At 72.3% G+C, this 19,114-nt stretch carries 22 protein-coding genes; 12 read left to right on the top strand and 10 right to left on the bottom strand.

Translation table 11 applies throughout. From position 1 onward, the window contains the following. Both ybaK and ACTWPW_RS38490 read right to left on the bottom strand, forming a co-directional pair. The coding region (gene ybaK, locus ACTWPW_RS38495; RefSeq protein WP_443171550.1) for a Cys-tRNA(Pro) deacylase at window positions 1-406 on the bottom strand (406 nt) is incomplete at its 3' end. A 59-nt stretch (window positions 407-465) separates the two neighbouring features. After that, complete coding sequence (locus ACTWPW_RS38490; RefSeq protein ID WP_443171548.1) at window positions 466-1,221, bottom strand: AraC family transcriptional regulator; 756 nt, start codon at window positions 1,219-1,221, stop codon at window positions 466-468. Window positions 1,222-1,275: 54 nt separating this feature from the next. Here ACTWPW_RS38490 and ACTWPW_RS38485 point away from each other — a divergent pair, with 54 nt between their 5' ends. Next, window positions 1,276-2,397, top strand: coding sequence for an MFS transporter (locus tag ACTWPW_RS38485; RefSeq protein WP_443171547.1), 1,122 nt, complete (start codon window positions 1,276-1,278; stop codon window positions 2,395-2,397). Between the two features lie 3 nt (window positions 2,398-2,400). Here ACTWPW_RS38485 and ACTWPW_RS38480 read toward each other — a convergent pair whose 3' ends face one another. The 3 genes from ACTWPW_RS38480 to ACTWPW_RS38470 form a co-directional block, all read right to left on the bottom strand. Continuing rightward, window positions 2,401-4,047, bottom strand: a complete 1,647-nt coding sequence (locus ACTWPW_RS38480; RefSeq protein WP_443171546.1) for a trypsin-like peptidase domain-containing protein — start codon at window positions 4,045-4,047, stop codon at window positions 2,401-2,403. Between the two features lie 87 nt (window positions 4,048-4,134). Next, window positions 4,135-5,145 carry a non-homologous end-joining DNA ligase gene (gene ligD, locus ACTWPW_RS38475; RefSeq protein ID WP_443171545.1) on the bottom strand — a complete coding sequence of 337 codons (1,011 nt, stop codon included), beginning with the start codon at window positions 5,143-5,145 and terminating at the stop codon, window positions 4,135-4,137. Between the two features lie 48 nt (window positions 5,146-5,193). After that, window positions 5,194-5,388, bottom strand: coding sequence for a hypothetical protein (locus ACTWPW_RS38470; protein ID WP_364118480.1), 195 nt, complete (start codon window positions 5,386-5,388; stop codon window positions 5,194-5,196). Window positions 5,389-5,750: 362 nt separating this feature from the next. Between ACTWPW_RS38470 and hisD the strand changes: the two genes are divergently transcribed. The 9 genes from hisD to hisF are packed head-to-tail and all read left to right on the top strand — an operon-like array spanning window position 5,751 to window position 11,747. After that, entirely contained in the window at window positions 5,751-7,067 is a 1,317-nt protein-coding gene (gene hisD / locus ACTWPW_RS38465) for a histidinol dehydrogenase (protein WP_375109291.1), read from the top strand. Then, window positions 7,064-8,134, top strand: coding sequence for a histidinol-phosphate transaminase (locus ACTWPW_RS38460; protein ID WP_443171544.1), 1,071 nt, complete (start codon window positions 7,064-7,066; stop codon window positions 8,132-8,134). The genes hisD and ACTWPW_RS38460 overlap by 4 nt, the downstream gene beginning before the upstream one ends. Then, window positions 8,131-8,724 (top strand): imidazoleglycerol-phosphate dehydratase HisB, encoded by a 594-nt coding sequence (hisB, locus tag ACTWPW_RS38455; protein ID WP_364118486.1) that lies wholly within the window; start codon window positions 8,131-8,133, stop codon window positions 8,722-8,724. The genes ACTWPW_RS38460 and hisB overlap by 4 nt, the downstream gene beginning before the upstream one ends. Continuing rightward, window positions 8,721-8,876 carry a hypothetical protein gene (locus ACTWPW_RS38450; protein ID WP_364118488.1) on the top strand — a complete coding sequence of 52 codons (156 nt, stop codon included), beginning with the start codon at window positions 8,721-8,723 and terminating at the stop codon, window positions 8,874-8,876. Before hisB ends, ACTWPW_RS38450 begins: the two co-directional genes overlap by 4 nt. Next, complete coding sequence (hisH, locus tag ACTWPW_RS38445; protein WP_364118490.1) at window positions 8,870-9,508, top strand: imidazole glycerol phosphate synthase subunit HisH; 639 nt, start codon at window positions 8,870-8,872, stop codon at window positions 9,506-9,508. Before ACTWPW_RS38450 ends, hisH begins: the two co-directional genes overlap by 7 nt. After that, window positions 9,505-9,834: a hypothetical protein gene (locus tag ACTWPW_RS38440; protein WP_364118492.1), complete on the top strand. Its 330-nt coding sequence runs from the start codon at window positions 9,505-9,507 to the stop codon at window positions 9,832-9,834. The genes hisH and ACTWPW_RS38440 overlap by 4 nt, the downstream gene beginning before the upstream one ends. Beyond that, window positions 9,835-10,557: a bifunctional 1-(5-phosphoribosyl)-5-((5-phosphoribosylamino)methylideneamino)imidazole-4-carboxamide isomerase/phosphoribosylanthranilate isomerase PriA gene (gene priA, locus ACTWPW_RS38435; protein WP_375109293.1), complete on the top strand. Its 723-nt coding sequence runs from the start codon at window positions 9,835-9,837 to the stop codon at window positions 10,555-10,557. Between the two features lie 21 nt (window positions 10,558-10,578). Then, window positions 10,579-10,989 carry a Rid family hydrolase gene (locus ACTWPW_RS38430; protein ID WP_375109294.1) on the top strand — a complete coding sequence of 137 codons (411 nt, stop codon included), beginning with the start codon at window positions 10,579-10,581 and terminating at the stop codon, window positions 10,987-10,989. After that, entirely contained in the window at window positions 10,986-11,747 is a 762-nt protein-coding gene (hisF, locus tag ACTWPW_RS38425) for an imidazole glycerol phosphate synthase subunit HisF (protein ID WP_375109295.1), read from the top strand. Before ACTWPW_RS38430 ends, hisF begins: the two co-directional genes overlap by 4 nt. Before the next feature lie 4 nt (window positions 11,748-11,751). Here hisF and ACTWPW_RS38420 read toward each other — a convergent pair whose 3' ends face one another. From ACTWPW_RS38420 to ACTWPW_RS38410, 3 genes are all read right to left on the bottom strand, one after another. Further along, on the bottom strand, window positions 11,752-13,113 hold the full coding sequence (locus ACTWPW_RS38420; protein ID WP_375109296.1) for a glutamine synthetase family protein: 1,362 nt from the start codon (window positions 13,111-13,113) through the stop codon (window positions 11,752-11,754). Window positions 13,114-13,174: 61 nt separating this feature from the next. Continuing rightward, window positions 13,175-13,336, bottom strand: a complete 162-nt coding sequence (locus ACTWPW_RS38415; RefSeq protein WP_168019289.1) for a hypothetical protein — start codon at window positions 13,334-13,336, stop codon at window positions 13,175-13,177. A gap of 219 nt (window positions 13,337-13,555) precedes the next feature. After that, on the bottom strand, window positions 13,556-14,185 hold the full coding sequence (locus ACTWPW_RS38410; RefSeq protein ID WP_375109297.1) for a TIGR03085 family metal-binding protein: 630 nt from the start codon (window positions 14,183-14,185) through the stop codon (window positions 13,556-13,558). 116 nt (window positions 14,186-14,301) lie between these two features. Here ACTWPW_RS38410 and ACTWPW_RS38405 point away from each other — a divergent pair, with 116 nt between their 5' ends. After that, window positions 14,302-16,086: an ABC transporter ATP-binding protein gene (locus ACTWPW_RS38405; protein WP_443171549.1), complete on the top strand. Its 1,785-nt coding sequence runs from the start codon at window positions 14,302-14,304 to the stop codon at window positions 16,084-16,086. Further along, entirely contained in the window at window positions 16,083-17,861 is a 1,779-nt protein-coding gene (locus ACTWPW_RS38400) for an ABC transporter ATP-binding protein (protein ID WP_443171543.1), read from the top strand. The genes ACTWPW_RS38405 and ACTWPW_RS38400 overlap by 4 nt, the downstream gene beginning before the upstream one ends. A 3-nt stretch (window positions 17,862-17,864) precedes the next feature. Here ACTWPW_RS38400 and ACTWPW_RS38395 read toward each other — a convergent pair whose 3' ends face one another. Beyond that, window positions 17,865-18,254: an ATP-binding protein gene (locus ACTWPW_RS38395; RefSeq protein WP_375109299.1), complete on the bottom strand. Its 390-nt coding sequence runs from the start codon at window positions 18,252-18,254 to the stop codon at window positions 17,865-17,867. Next, window positions 18,247-19,083, bottom strand: a complete 837-nt coding sequence (locus ACTWPW_RS38390) for an MEDS domain-containing protein (protein WP_443171542.1) — start codon at window positions 19,081-19,083, stop codon at window positions 18,247-18,249. Before ACTWPW_RS38390 ends, ACTWPW_RS38395 begins: the two co-directional genes overlap by 8 nt. Between the last annotated feature and the right edge of the window lie 31 nt (window positions 19,084-19,114).

Here is a 19,114-nt window from a genome sequence, read left to right as displayed (position 1 = left end):
GGTTGTCGGGGGCGGTCTCGATCTGCAGGCCGCGCTTCCCGGCCGAGAAGTAGATCGTCTCGAAGTCGAGGGCCGAGGAGTCGACCACGGTCGGGAGCTGCTTGCGCTGGCCCAGCGGGCTGATGCCGCCGACGACGTAGCCCGTGACCCGCTCCACCTTCGCGGCGTCGGCCATCGCGGCCCGCTTGCTGTTGAGCGCACTGGCCAGGGCCTTGAGGTCGAGCTTGCCCGCGACCGGCACGACCGCCACCGCCAGCCCGCTCTCGACCTCCGCGACCAGCGTCTTGAAGATCCGTTCGTACGGCACGCCGAGCGCGTCCGCGGCCTCCTCGCCGTAGGCCTGGGCGGAGGCGTCGTGCTCGTACGGGTGGAGCGTGAACTCGGCCTTCGCGTTGGTCAGCGCCATGGTGGCCGGAGTGCCGCCCTTGCCTTTCGATTTGCTCACGGGGCTCAATTGTAGCGAATCTACAATGTAAAGGCCCGGCCGGGGGTGTACCCGAACGCCCTCCTGAACACGTCGATGAACGCGCTCGCCGACGCCCACCCGCACCGGTGCGCGACGGCGGTCACCGGCACGTCGTCGGCGAGCAGGAGGAGGGCGTGGTGGAGGCGGAGCTGGGTGCGCCACTGGGGGAAGCTCATGCCCAGCTCGGCCCGGAACAGGCGGGCCAGCGTGCGGTCGCTGGTCCCGCTCCGGGCGGCGAGCCGCGCCAGGGTGCTGTTGTCGGCGGGGTCGCGGTGCAGGGCGGCGCAGACGGCGGCCAGGCGCGGGTCCCTGGCGGTGGGCAGGTGGAGCGGCTGCTCGGGGGCGCGTTTCAGCTGGTCGAGCAGCACGCCCAGCAGCCGGCCCCGCTCGCCCCCGTCGGAATGTCTCCCGCCGCCGCTCGCAGGGGTGCCGGTGTAGGCGACGATCAGCTCGCGGAGGAGCGGTCCGACCGCGAGCACCGCCGGCCGGTCCAGCCCGAGCGGGTTGTCGGTGAGCCCCACCAGCCGCACGTCGGTGTCCCCGTGGGCCCGGTGCTCGTGCACGGTCCCCGCCGGCACCCAGATCGCCCGGTTGGCGGGGGCCACCCAGGTGCCGGCGTCCGTGGTGACCGACAGGACGCCGCGGCAGGCGTACACGATCTGGTGGGTGTCGTGCCGGTGCGCGTCGATGCCGGCGCCGGGGGCGAGGGAGCGCCGCCCGGTCGGGGCTTCGGGCAGGTGGCGGATTCCCGTCATAAGTTGGCATTTTATCGGAAGCGGGCCAGCCGGTCGCCGGGACATGATCGGAGCGTGAACAGGATCCCCATGCTCGCGGCCGGTCACGCCACCGTGGACTTCTACCAGGGCGCGGTCCCCGCTCTCGTGCCGTTCCTGGTGGCCGGGCGCGGTTACGGGTACGTCGCCGTCTCCGGCATCGTGCTGGCCGCCACGCTGCTGTCGTCGGTCGTGCAGCCGCTGTTCGGCGTGCTGACCGACAGGTGGCGCATGCCGTGGCTGATCCCGGTGAGCATGGTCGTCGCCGGGGTGGGGGTGGCGGCCGGTGGCGTGGCGGACTCGTACGTGCTGACCTGGCTGGCCGTGGCCCTGTCCGGGCTGGGCGTGGCCGCGTACCACCCGGAGTCGGCCCGGCTGGCGAGGGTCGCCAGCGAGGGCAGCCACGTGCGGATGAGCTGGTTCTCCCTGGGCGGGACGCTGGGTTTCGCCACGGCTCCCGTGCTGGTGACGCCGCTGCTGGCGGGATGGGGTCTGGGTGCCTCGCCGTTCCTGGTGCTGCCGGCGGTGCTGGGCGCGGTGGTGACGCTGCCGGCGATCAGGGCCCTGGCCGGGGGCGGGCAGGCGGCGCGGGCCGCCGGGCCGGTCTCCGGGCGGGACGACTGGCCGTCGTTCGTCCGGCTGACGCTGGTGATCGTTTTCCGTTCCGTGGTGTACGTCGGCCTGAGCGCCTTCGTGGCCCTGTACATGGGCGGCGGGGCGGCCGGGGCCGTGGCGCTGTTCGTGCTGTTCGCGGGCGGGGCGGTGGGCACCGTGCTGGGCGGCGGGCTGGCGGCGCGCCGGGGGCGGATGCCGACGATGTGCCTGGCGTACGCGCTGGCCGTCCCGGCGGTCGCCGGCGTGGTGCTGGTGCCCGGCCCCGCCGCGTACGTGTTCGTCGCCGCCTCGTCGATCGCCCTGTACGCGCCCTTCTCCCTGCACGTCACGCTCGGCCAGGACTTCCTGCCGACCAGGGTGGGCACGGCCGGCGGCGTGACCCTGGGGCTGGCGGTGAGCGTGGGCGGCCTGGCCAGCCCGCTGGTGGGCGCGGTGGCGGAGGCCGCCTCGCTCCGGACGGCGCTGGCCTGCCTGATCGTGTTCCCGGTGCTGGCCTGGCTGCTGGCGCGCACGATCAAGGACCCGGCGCCGGTGCCCGCCTGAGCGTCACCGGACGGGGAGGCGCAGGGTGCTGGTGTTGTCGCGCTGGGTCGGGTCGAGGCGGGTGGAGACGACGCGGGCGGCGATGGGCAGCGGGTGGCCGGCGTCCCTGGTCACGTTCACCCGGGCGGTGATGCGGACCGGCCGGTCCGGGTGGATGGTGCCGATGGTGCAGGCGGCCTCCCGGGTGGTGCTCCGGCACGTGGCGCCGCTGACCGAGGCCAGGTTCACGCCGGACGGCAGGGTGAGCGTGACGGGCACCTGGGCGGCGGCCATCAGGCCGCGCATGGTGACGGTGGCCGTGACGGTGGCGGGGTCGCCGCGCCTGACCGGGCGCCGCGGGCCCGTCAGCTTGACCGACAGCGCGTCGTACACGCCGCGCGGGTCGGCCTTCTTGACGATCGCGCCGTAGCCTTCGAGGTTGAGCGCGTTGGCGACGGAGTTGCCGTCGGACTCGCCGTCCTCCTTGCCCGCCGACAGCACGCCGACCAGGTCTCCGGTGCCCTTGACGACCCACGGCCCGCCGCTGTGGCCCTTGTACAGGTGGCAGTTGTACGTCTCCAGCCGCCCCGCCGTCGCCTCCGCGTCGGCGTCGCGGGCGGCGAGCATGGTCTCGTCGCCGGTGACCCCCTGTGCCTGCCGGGTCCTGCCCAGGCACCAGAGCTGGTCCCTTCCGTCGTACGGCTTCCTGCCGAGCAGGCCCGGGTAGCCCGTGGTGGCGATGGTGTGCTTGCCTCCCTGGTTGAGGACCGGGGTGAAGGCGCCGACGGCCTCCTGGAGGGTGCGGTTGCGCCGGCCGACCTCGATGAGGGCGATGTCGTAGATCGAGTTCCAGTCGCCGCCGTTCATCCCGGTGTACCCGTCGGGCTTCCAGGCGCGCCGGCCGCCCCACCGCCCGTACGGCTCGCGCTGCCGCTCGCCGGCCGCCCGGCCGTCGTAGGCGGGCACGAACGCGAAGCTGCTGTGCCAGCGGCCGGTCGTGGAGCCCTCGGGGACGCCGTAGACGCAGTGGGCGGCGGTGACGATGAGCAGCCTGGCCGCCGAGCGTACGACGGAGGCGGTGCAGGAGTCGCCGTGCCCGGCCGCGTTGACGAAGAAGAGGCGGCCGCTGATCCGGCTGTGCGCCGCCCTCGTGTACGGGCGGGGCATGCGGGCGTAGCCGTTGGTGTCCCCGCCGGGGGTGATCCGCTTGGCCGAGGGCACGCTGCTGCGCCGCTCGGCCGACAGGACGACGTCGGCCGCGGCCGTGCCGGGCAGGCTCGGGGGCAGGTCGGCGGCCTTGGCCTTGGCCTGCTTGCCCGCGGTCCAGTAGCGCACGGCCCGCCCGGGGCGCATCAGCGGCGACGCCTCGGCCCCCCACGTCGAACGGCCCCGCACGGCGGCGGCGACGGGCGCGGGCCGGCCGGACTTGACCGGGTGTGCGGGCTGGGGCTGGTGCGCCTTGATCGCCGGTTGGGCCGGTTGCGCGGGCTGCTGCGCCTCGATCGGCTGCGCGGGCTGCTCGGCCGGGACGGACGGGGCCGGTGCGGCCTGGGCGGGTGGCACCGGAGCGGCCTGGGCGGCCGGGGCCGCCGGCGGCTGGTCTGCCGCCGCGGGCAGCGCCAGCGTGACGCCCGCCAGCGTGGTGAGGGTGGTGGCCAGAGTTTTCCGCACAGTATCCCCCGAGCAGCTCGACAAACCTCCCAGTCACTGTAAGTCACCATAAGTCTACGAACTGTAGCCAGGGATGGCGTGTCGCGGTCAGCCCGCCGCGGCGTCGCCCTCGTGTTCCTGCGGCCGGATCTCCGCCGTGCCGGCCTCGGCCGGATCGCGGTCGGGCCGCAGCCCCCGCCAGGAGGGATGCCGCAGCCGCCCGTCGCCGGTGACCTCGGCGTACTGCACCTCGCCGACCACCCGGGGCTCCACCCAGTGCGCGTCGCGGGAGTGCTCGCGCGGCACCTCCTCGTCGAAGGCCGGCTCGCGCCGCTCCAGCGGTGCCAGCCGCTCGCCCAGATCGCGCAGCATGGCCTCGGTGAACCCGGTGCCGACGTGGCCGACGTACCGCAGCCGGCCGTGCGGGTCGTACGCGCCGAGCAGCAGCGAGCCGATCATCCCCGAGCGGCGCCCGCCCCCCGGTTTCCACCCGCCGATCACGACCTCGACGGTCCTGACGTTCTTGACCTTCGTCCACTCGCCGCTGCGCCGGCCCGGCCGGTACGGCGAGCTCATGCGCTTGCACACGACCCCTTCGAGCCCGAGCTGCCGCGAGGAGTCGAACGCCCGCGAGGCGTGGTCGGCGAACCAGACGGGCACCTCCCACCGGTAGCCGGGCGTGAGCGTGCCCTCCAGCAGCTCCCGGCGCTCGGTGTAGGGGCGCGAGATCACGCTGTCGCCGTCGAGGTGCAGGAGGTCGAAGGCCATGAACGTCACCGGCACCGCCCTGACCAGCTCCGCCACGGCCGCCGGGTTGCGCTGGTGCATCCGGGGCTGCAGCGCCTCGAAGCTGGGCCGCCCGGCCTCGTCGAAGGCCACGACCTCCCCGTCGAGCACGACCGCGTGCCCGCCGGTGGCGCCGGCCATGAGCTGCAGCTCGGGGTAGGCGGGGGTGATCTCCTTGCCGTTGCGCGACATCAGGCGGACGGCGCCGTCCTCGACGTAGGCGAGGGCGCGCACGCCGTCCCATTTCATCTCCACGGCCCAGTCCGCACCCTGGACGGAGGTCAGGGTGCCCAGCTGGGCCAGCATCGGCGAATAGGCCGGCAGCCGCACCATGGTGCATGCCGTACCCCGTCCGCCTGATCGACAGTGGCGGCAGGGGGTCTACAGATGGTCAAGGGGCTTGTCTTCCACCAGCAGGGCCAGGTCCACGCCGTGTTCGCCGAGCTCGCCGACGGTGGCGCAGTAGCCGCGCAGGTAGGTGCGGCCGTTGACCCGGTGGGAGACGCGCAGCAGCGGGCGATCGTCCAGGATGATCGCCTCGACCAGGATGCCGTCGGGCCCGCGCCACTGTCCCATGCGGTAAGGGTAAAAGGAACGGACATAATGGACAAGTAATACGAAAACACTCGCCCAGGCGGGGGCCTGGCGTCCGGCGACACGTGTCCACGGCAAAAACCACTCAACGTTAGGTTTGCGTTACCGCGAGTTTTTCTTGACCCGGGGGCGTTAGCGGCAGCCGGTCCCGGGCAGAGGAGAGAACCAAGCTTTCCCCTGCCGTGGCCGTACCCCCGTGATGGCCACGGCACCGCCCCGGCAGGCCCGGTCCGGGGTGATGACGGCCGCGGGGTGCGCGTCGGCGAGCGCCACCCCGCGGCCGTCACTCGTTCCGGATAATGGACAGAACCTGATTCGAGGCCCGGACTCCGTAGACTGTCAGGGTGATTTCCCGTATTGACATGCGCGGTTCTCTGCCCGAGGACCTGCGCGACGTGCTGCCCCGCGCCGAGCTCGACGTCGAGGCCGCCCTGGACAAGGTGCGGCTCATCTGCGACGACGTGCGCCATCGCGGGGCGGCAGCCGTACGGGAGCTGACCGCCAGGTTCGACGGTGTCGACATCGCCTCCGCCCGCGTCCCCGCCGAGGCCCTGGACCGGGCGCTGCGCGAGCTCGACCCCAGGGTCCGGGCCGCGCTGGAGGAGTCGATCAGGCGGGCCAGGCTGGTCCACCGCGACCAGCGCCGCGCCGACGTCACCACGCAGGTGGTGCCCGGCGGCACCGTGACCGAGCGGTGGGTGCCGGTCGATCGCGTGGGCCTCTACGTCCCGGGCGGCCGCGCGGTCTACCCGTCCAGCGTGGTGATGAACGTCGTGCCGGCCCAGGAGGCCGGGGTCGGCTCGCTGGCCGTGGCCAGCCCGGCGCAGAAGGACTTCGGCGGGCTGCCGCACCCCACGATCCTGGCCGCGTGCGCGCTGCTCGGCGTGGCGGAGGTCTACTCCGTGGGCGGTGCGCAGGCGGTGGCCATGTTCGCCTACGGCACCGAGGAGTGCGCGCCGGTCACCATGGTGACCGGGCCCGGCAACATCTGGGTGGCGGCGGCCAAGCGGCTGCTCAAGGGCCGCATCGGCATCGACTCCGAGGCGGGCCCGACCGAGATCGCCATCCTGGCCGACGAGACGGCCGACCCGGTCCACGTCGCCGCCGACCTGATCAGCCAGGCCGAGCACGACACGATCGCCGCCGGGGTGCTGGTCACCACCAGTGCCGAGCTGGCCGACGCGGTCGAGAAGGAGCTGCCCGGCCAGATCTCGGCCACCCGGCACTCCGAGCGCATCACCGAGGCGCTGAGCGGCCGGCAGTCGGGCATCGTGCTGGTGAGCTCGATCGACGACGGCCTCAAGGTCGTCGACGCGTACGCCGCCGAGCACCTGGAGATCCACACCGCCGACGCGGCGGCCGTCGCGGCGCGCGTGCGCAACGCCGGGGCGATCTTCGTGGGCACCTACGCGCCGGTCTCGCTCGGCGACTACCTCGCCGGCTCCAACCACGTGCTGCCCACGGGCGGGTGCGCCTGCCACTCCAGCGGCCTGTCGGTGCAGTCGTTCCTGCGCGGCATCCACGTCGTCGACTACACCCGTGAGGCGCTCGCGGGCGCGGCGGCCCACGTGTCGGTCCTGGCCGACGCCGAAGACCTGCCCGCCCACGGTGCCGCGATCCGCGCCCGATTCGACTGGCGAGTGCCCACGGAGACCGAGTGAACCTGGACGACCTGCCCATCCGCGACGACCTGAGGGGCAAGACGCCGTACGGCGCTCCCCAGATCGACGTCCCGGTCCGGCTCAACACCAACGAAAACCCCTACCCGCCCTCTCCCGAGCTGGTCGCCGACCTGGCCGGGGAGATCGGGGCGCGGGCCGGCGAGCTCAACCGCTACCCCGACCGCGACGCCCTCGACCTGCGCGCCGACCTGGCCTCCTACCTCGGCCACGGCCTGTCGGCCGCCCAGGTGTGGGCCGCCAACGGCTCCAACGAGGTGCTCCAGCAGATCCTGCAGGCGTTCGGCGGCCACGGCCGCACCGCCATGGGGTTCGAGCCGTCCTACTCCATGCACCCGATCATCACCACCGGCACCAGCACGGAGTGGGTCAGGGCGGCCCGCGAGGAGGACTTCTCGCTCGACCCCGGCAAGGTCACCGCCGCGATCGAGGAGCACCGCCCCGACATCGTCTTCATCACCTCCCCGAACAACCCGACCGGCACCGCGCAGCCGCTGGCGACCATCGAGGCGGTCCTGGCCGCGGCGCCCGGCATGGTCGTGGTGGACGAGGCCTACGCCGAGTTCGCCCGCGAGGGCACGCCGTCGGCGCTGACCCTGCTGCCCGCACACCCGAGGCTGATCGTCTCCAGGACGATGTCCAAGGCGTTCGCCATGGCGGGCACCCGGCTGGGCTACCTGGCCGCGCACCCGGCCGTGGTGGAGGCGCTGCTGCTGGTGCGGCTGCCGTACCACCTGTCCACGATCACCCAGACGGCCGCGCGGGTGGCGCTGCGGCACCGCGCCGAGCTGCTCGGCTCGGTCGACGCGCTGCGGCGCGAGCGCGACGAAACGGTGGCGTGGCTGCGGGCCAAGGGCCTGGCGGTGGCCGACTCCGACGCCAACTTCGTGCTGTTCGGGCGGTTCCCCGACCGGCGCAAGGTGTGGGAGGGGATGTTGGAGCGCGGGGTGCTCATCCGCGAGGTGGGCCCGCCAGAATGGCTGCGTGTGTCGATCGGCACCGGCGAGGAGATGGCGGCCTTCCGCGCCGCCCTGGAAGGAGTCCTGTGAGCCGCGTAGGTCGCGTCGAGCGTGTCACGAAGGAGACCTCGGTCCTGGTGGAGGTCGGCCTCGACGGCACCGGCCGGGTGGAGGTGTCCACCGGGGTCGGCTTCTACGACCACATGCTGGCCCAGCTCGGCAAGCACGGGCTGTTCGACCTGACGGTCAAGACCGAGGGCGACCTGCACATCGACTCGCACCACACGATCGAGGACACCGCGCTCGCGCTGGGCGCCGCGTTCCGCGAGGCGCTGGGCGACAAGTCGGGCATCAGGAGGTTCGGCAGCGCGTCGTGCCCGCTGGACGAGTCGCTCGCCCAGGTCACCGTCGATCTGTCCGGCCGCCCCTACCTCGTGCACCACGAGCCCGAGGGCATGGCGCCGATGATCGGCCCCGAATACGACACGACGATGACCCGCCACATCCTGGAGTCGTTCGTCGCGCAGGCGGCGATCTGCCTGCACGTGCACGTCCCGTACGGCCGCAACGCCCACCACATCGTGGAGGCCCAGTTCAAGGCGCTGGCCAGGGCCCTGCGCGAGGCGTCGGAGCCCGACCCGCGCGCCACCGGCGTGCCGAGCACCAAGGGCGTCCTATGACCGACAACCTCCTCGCCGGCGTGATGGTGTTCATCGGACTGTTCCTGATCGGCGGCGTGTTCTCCCTGGCCAGGCAGGGAATCAAGATCGGTGCGGCCATCTGCGCGCTCGGTGCGGCGATGGCGATCACGGCGGGGGTGTTGTGGTGGTGAGCAAGAAGAACGTCGTGGTGCTCGACTACGGCTCGGGAAACCTGCGTTCGGCAGAGCGCGCGCTGGCCAGGGCCGGCGCCGAGGTGACCGTGACGCCCGACTTCGACGCGGCGATGGAGTGCGACGGGCTGGTCGTGCCGGGCGTGGGCGCGTTCGAGGCGTGCATGAAGGGCCTCAAGGCCGTGCAGGGCGACCGGATCGTCGCCCGCCGCCTGTCCGGCGGCCGCCCTGTGCTGGGCATCTGCGTCGGCATGCAGATCCTCTTCGCCAAGGGCGTCGAGCACGGCGTGGAGACCGAGGGCTGCGGCGAGTGGCCGGGCACGGTCGAGCGGCTCGACGCGCCGGTGCTGCCCCACATGGGGTGGAACACGGTCAAGGCACCCGCGGGCAGCGTGCTGTTCGACGGGCTCGACGCGGCCACCCGCTTCTACTTCGTGCACTCCTACGGGGTGCGCGAGTGGGAGCTGCGCACCGGTGACGGGTTCGCCGAGCCGATCGTGACCTGGGCCGAGCACGGCGTGCCGTTCGTGGCCGCCGTGGAGAACGGCCCGCTCAAGGCCACCCAGTTCCACCCGGAGAAGTCCGGCGACGCCGGCGCCGCGTTGCTGAAGAACTGGCTTCAGACCCTATGAGCAAGGAGCGCGCGCGCCGGAGGGCGGAGCGGGAGGCCGAGCGGGCGCGCGCGATCCGGGCCAACGAGGAGCGGCAGGCCCGCCGGGCCCGCCGCCGCGCCGTCGTGGCCCGCGTGGTCCCGCGCCCGGTGCGGTTCTACCGCCAGGGCGGCCTGCTCGCCCGCCGCCATCGCGCCCAGAACGCCGTGGTGGCGCTCGGCTTCCTGCTCGTCCAGGTGATCGTCTGGCTGATCTGGGGCTCGTTCCCGCTCAGCTTCGCCGTCCTGGTCTTCTCCCTGCTGCTCGCACCCGTTGTCGTGACCCTCGCTTTCGACCGGAGGATCTGAATGTCGCTCGTATTGCTGCCCGCCGTGGATGTCGCCGACGGTCAGGCCGTACGCCTGGTGCAGGGCGAGGCCGGGACCGAGACCGGCTACGGCGAGCCCCTGGCCGCCGCGCTGGCCTGGCAGGAGGCGGGTGCCGAGTGGATCCATCTCGTCGATCTGGACGCCGCGTTCGGGCGGGGCGGCAACCGCGACCTGATCGCCGACGTGATCGGCCGGCTGGACGTCAACGTGGAGCTGTCGGGCGGCATCCGCGACGACGACTCCCTGGCCGCGGCCCTGGCCACCGGCTGCCGCCGGGTCAACATCGGCACCGCCGCGCTGGAGCGGCCCGAGTGGTGCCGGAAGATCATCGCCGAGCACGGTGACCGGATCGCGGTCGGGCTCGACGTGCGCGGCACCACGCTGGCCGCCCGCGGCTGGACCCAGGACTCCGGGGACCTGTGGGAGGTCCTCGACCGCCTCGAGTCCGACGGCTGCCCCCGCTACGTGGTCACCGACGTGACCAAGGACGGCATGCTGCAGGGCCCGAACCTCGACCTCTACCGGCAGATCTGCGCCCGCACCGACAAGCCGGTGGTGGCCAGCGGCGGCGTTTCCAGCCTCGATGACCTGCTGTCTCTCTCTTCCCTCGTCCCGGACGGACTGGAAGGCGCCATCGTGGGCAGGGCCCTGTACGCTCACGCGTTCACACTGGAAAACGCGCTGGCCGCGGTACGCGTGTAGCTCTTGCCGGGAGGGGGCGAGATGAGCGTCAGCAGCATCGGTATGGAAAGCACCGGCTACAGGGTGTTTTCGGGCGGCATCTGGGAGGAGAAATACGGCTACGCCCGCGCCGTGGTGGCGGGCGAGCGCGTGATCGTGTCCGGCTGCACGGCCACGGTCGACGGAGAGGTGCGCCATGTCGGCGACGCCTACCAGCAGAGCCTGACCGCGATCGGCATCGCCCTCGAGGCCGTCCTGATGGGCGGCCTGACGAGGGAGGACGTCATCATGGTCCGCTATTACGTGGTGGAGCAGCGCCACTTCGACCCCGTCGGGCGGGCCATCCACGAGGTCTTCTGCAAAGTACGCCCCGCCTGCACCGGGGTCCGGGTGGCCGGGCTGGTCGACCCGAGAATGCTGGTCGAGATCGAAATCGAGGCACTGCGAGCATGACCGTAGCGGTAAGAGTGATCCCCTGTCTCGACGTGGACGCCGGGCGTGTGGTCAAGGGCGTCAACTTCGAGAACCTGCGCGACGCGGGCGACCCGGTGGAGCTGGCCAGGCGCTATGACGAGGAGGGCGCCGACGAGCTGACCTTCCTGGACATCACCGCGTCCTCCGGCGAGCGGGAGACCATGCTCGACGTGGTGCGCAGGACCGCCGAGCAGGTGTTCATCCCGCTCACCGTCGGCGGTGGCGTGCGCGCGGTCGAGGACGTGGACCGGCTGCTGCGCGCCGGCGCCGACAAGGTGTCGCTCAACACGGCCGCCATCGCCCGGCCGGAGCTGCTCACCGAGGCGTCCAGGCGGTTCGGCGCGCAGTGCGTCGTGCTGTCCGTGGACGCCCGGCGGGCACCGGGCACCCCGAGCGGCTTCGAGGTGACCACCCACGGCGGGCGGCGCGGCACCGGGATCGACGCGGTGGAGTGGGCGGCCCGGGGCGAGGAGCTCGGCGTGGGCGAGATCCTGCTCAACTCGATGGACGGCGACGGGACGCTCGACGGCTACGACCTGGAGATGCTGCGCGCGGTCAGGGCGGCCGTGCGCGTGCCGGTGATCGCCAGCGGCGGTGCCGGCCGCCTGGAGGACTTCCCTCCGGCGGTGGCGGCGGGCGCCGACGCCGTCCTGGCGGCCAGCGTGTTCCACTTCGGCACGCTGAAGATCTCCGAGGTCAAGGACACGCTCCGGATGGCGGGCCACCCGGTGCGCTAGCCCGTCAGAACACCCGCAGGTGCTGGAAGAGCTCGTAGGGGACGTCCTTGGCGGCGAACGCGGCCGCCTCGGACCGCTTGACGGCGAGGTACGCGCTGCGCCGCAGCGGCCCCAGCGCCTCCATGAGCACCTCGTCCGCCTCCAGCGCGTCCAGCGCCTCGTCCAGCGAGGCGGGCAGGCGGGGGTAGCGGCCCGGCCGCGTGTCCGGGTCGACGTCCACGGCCTCGCCGGGGTCGAGCTTGCGCCGGATCCCGTCGAGGCCCGCGTGGATGACGGCGCCGAGCGACAGGTAGGGGTTGGCCGAGGAGTCGGAGGGTTTCAGCTCCAGGTTCGGCTCGCCGCTTTCGCCCAGCGGGGAGCACAGGCGGATCGCGGCCTCGCGGTTGTCGGGGCCGTACACCGCGTACGCGCTTGCCCACGTGCGGGGTGCCAGGCGGCGGAAGCTGTTGACGCTGCCGCAGGTCAATGCCGTGAGGGCGGGCAGGTGGGCGATCAGGCCGCCGAGGAAGCCGTCGCGCACCTCGTTCTCCTCGGCGAAGACGTTCTGCGTGTCGTTCCACAGCGACAGGTGCAGGTGGGCGCCGTTGCCGGCCTGGTCGGCCAGCGGTTTGGGGGCCAGCGAGGCCCACATCTGCATGCGCATGGCCACGCCGCGCACGGTCTCGCGGTAGATGACGTGGTTGTCGGCGGCGCGCAGGGCGGGCGCGTGGCGCACGGACAGCTCCTGCTGGCCGGGGCCGAGCTCGGGGTGGTAGTGCTCGACGCGCAGGCCCTGCGTCTCCAGGGCGCGGATCAGCTTGATCGTGTAGTCGTGGGCCGTGTCGAAGCCCGTGCCGGCATAGCAGAGCGAGTCGTCGAGCGGCACCAGCCGGTCGGGCCCTCCGGACGGGTCGGGCAGCCGCCGGCCGAGCGTGAACTCCGGCTCGAACGCGGCCACCACCGAGTAACCCTCGGTCCTCAGCTCCGCGATCGCGTTCTTGAGGAACGTCCGCGAGCACGCCTCCCACGGGGTGCCGTCGGGACGGCACAGGTCCGACAGCATCGCGGCCGCGCCGGGCGCGTGGGGCAACGGCACGTACGTGGCGGGGTCGGGGACGATGCGTACCTCGCCCACCGGACCCATGTGCTCGACGTCCTGGAGCTGGTCGAGCATGTTCATCGCCATCATGGCCACCGTGTGCCCGATGCCCGTGCTGAGCCGTTCGGCCAACCGGGACCGGGACGCCGCCTTCCCACGAATGACGCCACCGTGGTCGGCGTACAGAAAACGGATCAGCTCGATGCCCTCGAGCTCAGCTCGCTCGAGGATGCGCCGCGCGTCGGAACCGAGCTGATTGATCTTGGTGCCGCTGGGGCGATCTCTCATCCTGCCTGCGTAACACGATCTGGCAGCGCGGGGAAGCACCTGACGCAGACAGAACCATCCGTCAGGTCAGAACACTTGAGAAGAACACGGCCAACTGATTGGCTCCCTGAAGGATTCCGTCGAACACACCGTTGACCGCGGCGGCGGCTTGGGCCGGCCGGGTGAACAGGTAGAAGACCACGAACGCGACAGCCACGTAGGTGATCACCTTCTTGACCTGCATGGGGGGCCTCCTGCAGTCCATTCCCAGCCGTATATACCCGGATCTGGGCGATCACTAGGCATCTTGGGAAAGATGTACATGATCCTAACCGGGGGGCTTCTTTCCCATGCCATGGTACGGGCATGAGATTGCTCGCGAGCGCCTGCCGCGCCGGGATTTCCGGCGCGCACGCGGATGGCGGCGGGTGGATGGCCGGCGGATGGCGGGCGGCGGGTCCCGCTAGACGCCGAGCGTGGCCGCGCGCAACGCGCTGACGGCCTCCGGCTCGCCGGTGAGCTCCACCCTGGCGTGCCGCTGCCGGCCGAAGCAGAACATCAGCAGCTCGGCGGCCCTGCCGGTGACCTCCACCCGCGAGCCGCCCCGGGGCCCGCCGAGCGTCACGCCGCCGCCCAGGCGGTGCAGCACCACGCCCACGGGCGACCTGCGCAGCATGAGCCGGGCGCCGGCCGAGACCCGCTTCCAGATGAGCCGCTCGAAGTCGTCGGTCAGCTCGCGCGGCTCCCACGACGGCTGGGCGCGGCGGACGTCCTCGTGGTGCACGAAGTATTCCAGCGTGTTGACGGCCTCGTCGAGCGCGGGCAGCAGGCCGTAGACGCCGCCGGGCTTGCGGACGAGGCCGACCAGCTCGGGGTAGGGGTGGCGGGCCTTGAGGCCGTTCTGCACCGAGGCGGTGTAACCGGCCAGGGGCTTGAGCGCGATGCCGCCCATCGCGTCGGGTCTGCGCTCGCGCAGGACCAGGTGGGCGGCCAGGTCATAGGTGGTCCAGCCCGTGCACAGGGTCGGCGCGTCCGGGCCGAGCCGGTCGAGCAGGTCGCAGAGCGCGGCGCGTTCGCCACGAGCATGAGTCACGTGTTCAACCCTACCGGTGGGAATAACGGGATGATCAGGCGTGATAGTGACATACGTAGAAACGTCAGAGTTGAGAGGATACCTACCGAGTGGCGACCAAGGTCACCTCGGCCGTGATGCGCCAAGGGCTTCGTGTCCTTGGGGTGGCCATTCGTACGGAGAAGGCAGTGTTCGCGCTGGCCGTTCTCGCCAGCGCCGTCTACGGCGGCATGACCGTCGCCTCAGCCTGGGCCCTGGGCTGGGCGACGCAGAACGTGGTGCTGACCTCGTTCGGCGCGGGACAGGTCACGGCGGGCACGATGTGGACGGGCGTGCTGCTGATCCTCGGCACGGCCCTGCTCAAGGCGTTCGGCGTGGCGGGGCGGCGCATCCTGGCCGGCGTCATGCAGTACCGCATGCAGGCCAGGTCGCGCCGGGACGTGACCAAGCAGTATCTCCGGCTGCCGCTGTCGTGGCACCACCGCCATCCGACGGGGCAGCTGCTGTCGAACGCCAGCGCCGACGCCGAGGCCGCCTGGGCGCCGCTCGCGCCGCTGCCGATGGCCGTGGGCGTGATCGTCATGCTGTTCACCGCGGCGATCGCGATGCTGTTCACGGACCTCGTGCTCGCGCTGGTGGGCTTCCTCATCTTCCCGGCCATCGCCGTGCTCAACCTCGTCTACCAGCGCAGGCTCAGCCCGCTCGCCACCCGCGCGCAGCAACTGCGCGCCGAGGTCAGCGAGATCGCGCACGAGAGCTTCGACGGCGCGCTGGTCGTCAAGACGCTCGGCCGTGAGGACCTGGAGACCGACCGGTTCCGGCGCCGCGCCCACGAGCTGCGCGACGCCAACATCGCCGTCGGCCGGGTGCGCGGGCTGTTCGACCCGATGCTGGAGGCGCTGCCCACGCTCGGCGTGCTCGCGGTGCTGGCCGTGGGCGCCGTGCGCCTGACGGCGACCGCGATCGACGCCGGTGACCTGGTGCAGGTCGCCTACCTGTTCACCCTGCTGGCCTTCCCCATCAGGGCGCTGGGCTGGGTGCTGGCCGAGCTGCCGCGCAGCGTCGTCGGGTGGCAGCGGGTCGAGGCCGTGCTGGAGGCGTCCGGCTCCATGGAGTACGGCACCGCCCCCCTCACCTCGACCAGCCCCGCGAAGCTGGAGGTCTCCGGCGTCTCCTACGCCTACGGCGAGGCCGAGGTCCTGCACGACGTCACCTTCGAGGTGGCCGCCGGCCGCACCGTGGCCCTCGTCGGGCCCACCGGCTCCGGCAAGTCCACGCTCGTCCAGCTCCTCGTCCGCCTGGTCGACCCCGACTCCGGCCGGGTCCTGCTCGACGGCGTGGACCTGCGGGAGCTGCCCTACGGCGGGGTGGCCGAGTCGGTGGCGCTGGTGCCGCAGCAGACGTTCCTGTTCGACGACACCGTGGGCGGCAACGTCGCGCTCGGCGCCGACGCCGCCGAGGAGGACGTGTGGGCGGCCCTGCGGCTGGCCCAGGCCGACGGATTCGTCGGCCGCCTTCCCTCCGGCATCGACACCCGCGTCGGCGAGCGCGGCGCCTCCCTGTCCGGCGGCCAGCGCCAGCGCATCGCCCTGGCCCGCGCGGTCGTGCGCCGCCCGCGCCTGCTCATCCTCGACGACGCCACCTCCAGCGTGGACCCCCAGGTCGAGGCCAAGATCCTGTACGGCCTGCGCGACGCCGCCGAGGCGTCCACCGTCGTGGTCGTCGCCTACCGGATGGCCACGATCGCCCTGGCCGACGAGGTGGTCTACCTGGACCGGGGCCGCGTCGTGGACCGGGGGCCGCACGAGGAGCTGATCCGGCGCTGCGCCGGTTACCGGAACCTGGTGACCGCCTACGAGCGCGAGGAGGCCGAGCGGGCCGCCATCGACGTCCCCATCGAGGAAGAAGAGGTCAGCGCATGACGGCGCAGAGCATCCGGCGCGACTCGGACCGTTCCGCGATGGCCACGATCCGCCAGGGGCTCTCGCTCACCCCCGAGTTCCGCAAGGGCCTGGCAGGCACCCTGGCGCTGGCCGTCGTCGCCACCATCGGCAAGATCATCGTACCGATCGCGGTCCAGCAGACGATCGACAGGGGCCTCAAGACCGGCACCCCCGACCTCCCGTACATCACCACCGCCGTCCTGATCTGCGCCGCCGCGGTCGTCCTCACGGCCGTGGCCGCGTACGCCATGAACGTCCGCCTGTACAAGGCCACCGAGTCCTCCCTGGCCACCCTGCGCGTACGCGGCTTCCGGCACGTGCACGACCTGTCGGTGCTCACCCAGAACACCGAGCGCCGCGGCGCCCTGGTCTCCCGCGTCACCAACGACATCGACCAGATCAGCAACTTCATGCAGTGGGGCGGGCTGATGATCATCGTGGCGTTCGGCCAGCTCTTCGTGGCCACCGTCCTGATGTTCGTCTACTCCTGGCAGCTCACCCTGCTGGTCTGGGTCAGCTTCATCCCGCTGATGATCGCCCTGCCGCGCTTCCAGCGGCTGCTGTCGCGCGCCTACACCGTCGTACGCGAGCGCACCGGCGACATGCTGGCCGCGGTCAGCGAGTCCGTCGTCGGCGCCACCGTCATCAGGGCCTACGCCTCCGAGCGCCGCACCGCCGAGCGCATCGACACGGCCGTGGACGCCAACAGGAAGGCCCAGATCAGGGCGCAGACCATCGTCGGCTTCGTCTTCCCGCTGACCGAGATCGTGGCCGCCGTCGCCATCGCCGGCATCGTGCTGCTCGGCGTGCGGCTGGGTCTGTCGGGCGACATCACGCAGGGGCAGCTGGTGGCGTTCCTGTTCCTGGTGACGCTGTTCGTCTCGCCGCTGCAGACCGCCACCGAGGTGCTGAACGAGGCCCAGAACGCGGTCGCCGGCTGGCGCCGCATCCTCGGCGTCATCGACACCCCGCCCGACGTGGCCGACCCCGGCGACAAGGGCGTGGAGCTGCCCCGCGGCCCCATCGAGGTCGCCTTCGAGGACGTGCACTTCTCCTACCCCGGCGGCGTGCCCGTGCTGCGCGAGGTCTCGGTCGAGATCCCGCCCCGCTCCCGCGTCGCCGTGGTGGGGGAGACCGGGTCGGGCAAGACCACGTTCGCCAAGCTCCTGACGCGGCTCATGGACCCCGGCTCGGGGCGCGTCACGGTGGACGGCCACGACCTGCGCGACGTGCGCTTCTCCTCCCTGCGCGAGCGGATCGTGATGGTCCCGCAGGACGGCTTCCTGTTCGACGGGACGCTGGAGGAGAACATCCGCTACGGCAAGCCCTCGGCCACCACCGAGGAGATCAGGCTGGCCCTGACCGAGCTGGGCCTGACCGACTGGCTGGAGGGCCTGCCGGCCGGCCTGGACACGCCGGTCGGGCAGCGCGGCGAGTCGCTGTCGGCGGGCGAGCGCCAGCTCGTCGCCCTGGCCCGCGCCTACCTCGCCGACCCCGACCTGCTCCTGCTGGACGAGGCCACCTCGGCGGTCGACCCGGCCACGGAGGTACGCCTGGCACGCGCCCTGGAAGGCGTCACCCGGGGCCGCACGGCCGTCTCGATCGCGCACCGCCTGTCCACGGCGGAGAACGCCGACGAGGTCCTGGTCTTCGACGCCGGCCGCCTGGTGCAGCGGGGCCCGCACGCCGAGCTGGTCAAGAGCCCGGGCGTGTACGCCGACCTGCACGCCTCGTGGATCTCGGCGCGCTCCTGAGGCTCACTCCCTCAGGGCCGCGAAGGTCACGGTCGTGCCCCGGGGCCCGGACACGATCGTGACCTGATCGCACAACATGCTCGTCAGCCACAACCCCCGCCCGCGGAACTCGAACCCCGCGGGCGGCCGCATGTCGCCCACCCACCCCGCCGGCAGCCCCGGCCCCTCGTCGGTGACCTCGCACCACAGCCGCCCGCCGTGCGACCACAGCCGCAGCCGCCCGTACCCGCCGCCGTGCACGACCGCGTTCGTGACGACCTCGTTGACCGCCAGCACGAAGTCCTCCAGGTTCCGCCCGGCCAGCCCCTCGTACGCGGCGTGCTCGGCGACCGTCCTGCGCAGCATCGTGATGCGGCCGCGCGCGAAGCTCGCGCACAGCACCTGTCTACACATCGCCCACCCGGCGCACCGTGATGTACTCGTCCGCCCTGATCAGCCGGAGCACCCTGGCCATGGTGTCGCGGCACACGACCACGGTGCTCCCGCGCGGCCTGGCCATGGCCGTGACGGTCAGCAGCTGGGCCGAGCCGGCGTCGATGAAGTCGAGGCCGGAGGCGTCGATCACCACCTCACCCGGCTCCTCCTCCAGCCGCCCCAGCAACGAGGCGAACGCCGGGCGGTTGGTGAGGTCGATGTCGCCCCACACCTTCAGCCCCCGGGGCGAGCAGGTGTTGGCGAAGCGCAGCACCGCCTGCTCCGGCGAGATCGGGTGCACCGAGGCGGCCCGCTCGATGGCGTCGCGGGGGAAGAGCCGGCGGTCGTACTGGCACACGGCCGCCAGCCACCGCTCCCCGAACAGCTCGTTGGCCGCCGCCTCGAACGCCGCGTGCCCGGGTACGTCGCCCACCCCCCAGGAGGCGTCGACCAGCGCGTACACGCCGTGCTGCCCGTGCCTGCGGGCCCGGTCGTTGGCGTCGGCCAGCCCCGCGTACACCCGCCCCGGGTCCAAGGAGCCGTTGGTGAAGTGGGTGTCGGCGCAGGCCAGGATCTCCACCTGCCCGGCGGACTCGGCGTCGGCGAACCCCGGCACCAGCGGCGCCAGCCAGTCACGCGTCCGCTCGGGGCTGTCGGCGTGCGTGATGATCACTACTTTGGTACGGCGGCGCAGGCCGTTCATCGTGAACAGCCGTGTGGCCGTCATCCGCTCCCGCTCGTCCTCGAACGGCAGGCAGACGTGATCCCCCAGGTCGGGATCGAGGACAGAGCCCGCGACGTGGACCACGTTGGCGCCCTCCCTAGCACGCGTCAGGTCC

The organism is Nonomuraea sp. KM90 (genome assembly GCF_052246675.1).
In the GTDB taxonomy this organism is placed as follows: domain Bacteria; phylum Actinomycetota; class Actinomycetes; order Streptosporangiales; family Streptosporangiaceae; genus Nonomuraea.
Note: the sequence above shows the minus strand (reverse complement) of the source record. Positions and strands in the feature narration are given on the sequence as shown.

Excerpts from the sequence above, each read along its gene's own strand:
- ACTWPW_RS38415 (WP_168019289.1), bottom strand. The coding sequence starts at position 13,336 with ATGCAGGTCAAGAAGGTGATCACCTACGTGGCTGTCGCGTTCGTGGTC.
- ACTWPW_RS38450 (WP_364118488.1), top strand. The coding sequence starts at position 8,721 with ATGACCGACAACCTCCTCGCCGGCGTGATGGTGTTCATCGGACTGTTC.
- ACTWPW_RS38420 (WP_375109296.1), bottom strand. The coding sequence starts at position 13,113 with ATGAGAGATCGCCCCAGCGGCACCAAGATCAATCAGCTCGGTTCCGAC.
- ACTWPW_RS38395 (WP_375109299.1), bottom strand. The coding sequence starts at position 18,254 with ATGTGTAGACAGGTGCTGTGCGCGAGCTTCGCGCGCGGCCGCATCACG.
- priA (WP_375109293.1), top strand. The coding sequence starts at position 9,835 with ATGTCGCTCGTATTGCTGCCCGCCGTGGATGTCGCCGACGGTCAGGCC.
- hisF (WP_375109295.1), top strand. The coding sequence starts at position 10,986 with ATGACCGTAGCGGTAAGAGTGATCCCCTGTCTCGACGTGGACGCCGGG.
- ACTWPW_RS38490 (WP_443171548.1), bottom strand. The coding sequence starts at position 1,221 with ATGACGGGAATCCGCCACCTGCCCGAAGCCCCGACCGGGCGGCGCTCC.
- ACTWPW_RS38430 (WP_375109294.1), top strand. The coding sequence starts at position 10,579 with ATGAGCGTCAGCAGCATCGGTATGGAAAGCACCGGCTACAGGGTGTTT.
- ACTWPW_RS38400 (WP_443171543.1), top strand. The coding sequence starts at position 16,083 with ATGACGGCGCAGAGCATCCGGCGCGACTCGGACCGTTCCGCGATGGCC.
- ligD (WP_443171545.1), bottom strand. The coding sequence starts at position 5,145 with ATGGTGCGGCTGCCGGCCTATTCGCCGATGCTGGCCCAGCTGGGCACC.
- ACTWPW_RS38405 (WP_443171549.1), top strand. The coding sequence starts at position 14,302 with ATGCGCCAAGGGCTTCGTGTCCTTGGGGTGGCCATTCGTACGGAGAAG.
- ACTWPW_RS38440 (WP_364118492.1), top strand. The coding sequence starts at position 9,505 with ATGAGCAAGGAGCGCGCGCGCCGGAGGGCGGAGCGGGAGGCCGAGCGG.
- ACTWPW_RS38470 (WP_364118480.1), bottom strand. The coding sequence starts at position 5,388 with ATGGGACAGTGGCGCGGGCCCGACGGCATCCTGGTCGAGGCGATCATC.